A 1238-nucleotide genomic window follows, 5' to 3' on the forward strand; every position below is an offset into this window, starting at 1 on the left:
GCCTTCTCGCCCTTGTTCTCGGCGGCGCCGGAGCGGGACATCAGGCCCTCCGCCACGGCGTCGGCGATCACGCGGGTGAGCAGGGTGACGGAGCGGATCGCGTCGTCGTTGCCCGGGATCTTGTAGTCGACCTCGTCGGGGTCGCAGTTGGTGTCGAGGATGGCGACGACCGGGATGTTGAGCTTCCGGGCCTCGCCGACCGCGATGTGCTCCTTCTTGGTGTCCACGATCCAGACGGCGCTGGGCACCTTCTGCATCTCGCGGATACCGCCGAGGGTCTTCTCCAGCTTGGCCTTCTCGCGGGAGAGGACCAGGAGCTCCTTCTTGGTCAGACCCGACGCGGCGACGTCCTCGAAGTCGATCTGCTCAAGCTCCTTGAGGCGCTGCAGACGCTTGTAGACGGTCGAGAAGTTGGTGAGCATGCCGCCCAGCCAGCGCTGGTTGACGTACGGCATGCCGACGCGGGTCGCCTGCTCGGCGATGGCCTCCTGCGCCTGCTTCTTCGTGCCGACGAACATGACCGTGCCGCCGTGGGCGACGGTCTCCTTGACGAACTCGTAGGCGCGGTCGATGTACGACAGCGACTGGAGCAGGTCGATGATGTAGATGCCGTTGCGCTCGGTGAAGATGAAGCGCTTCATCTTCGGGTTCCAGCGACGGGTCTGGTGACCGAAGTGGACGCCGCTTTCCAGCAGCTCCCGCATCGTGACGACGGCCATGGCCGTTCTCCTTGAGATTCTCGGTTGTGCCGCGGACACCGGACGGCATCCGCGCCTGACGCCCGCGTACGACGCCCTGCCACAAGGGACCGAGGGGCGCCGACCCAGGCCACCGGCTTGCGCCGGGGCCCTCATCGAGGCGTGCGAAGTCGACCCGGTGACCCGGATCGCCTCAGAAAGTGTACGGGACTGCCGGGGCCCCGAGTGACGCCGCCGTCCACAACCGGCGGGTAGTCCACAGGCCGGGGCGGACACCGGCCGCTTTCCGGGACGGTTCCGGCATGCGAAAGATGCGACGTGATGCGCGGAGCCCCCGGAACGGCAAGGCCCGGAACCGGCGGCGGAGGAGCGGCTGGACCCTCGCGGTGCTGGCCGGGGCGGTGCTGGGGGCGGCGGCCGCGCCGGAGCCGCCTGCGCCCGGGCCTTCGGTGGCTTCTGAACCTTCCGGGCCCTCGGCGCCTTCGGCGGAGGTGCCGCGGATCGCCCGGAACTGGCCGACGGGAGTGCGGCCCTCGGTGC

Annotated in this window: 1 protein-coding gene; it reads right to left on the reverse strand. The window is 69.2% G+C overall.

Annotation, left to right across the window (positions count from 1 at the left end; translation table 11 throughout):
- Positions 1–719, reverse strand: a 719-nt coding sequence (gene rpsB / locus ACOV8S_RS13135) for a 30S ribosomal protein S2 (RefSeq protein ID WP_448318007.1), incomplete at its 3' end; no start/stop codon positions are given.
- Positions 720–1238 lie beyond the last annotated feature (519 nt).

This window comes from Streptomyces sp. CO7 (genome assembly GCF_053474865.1).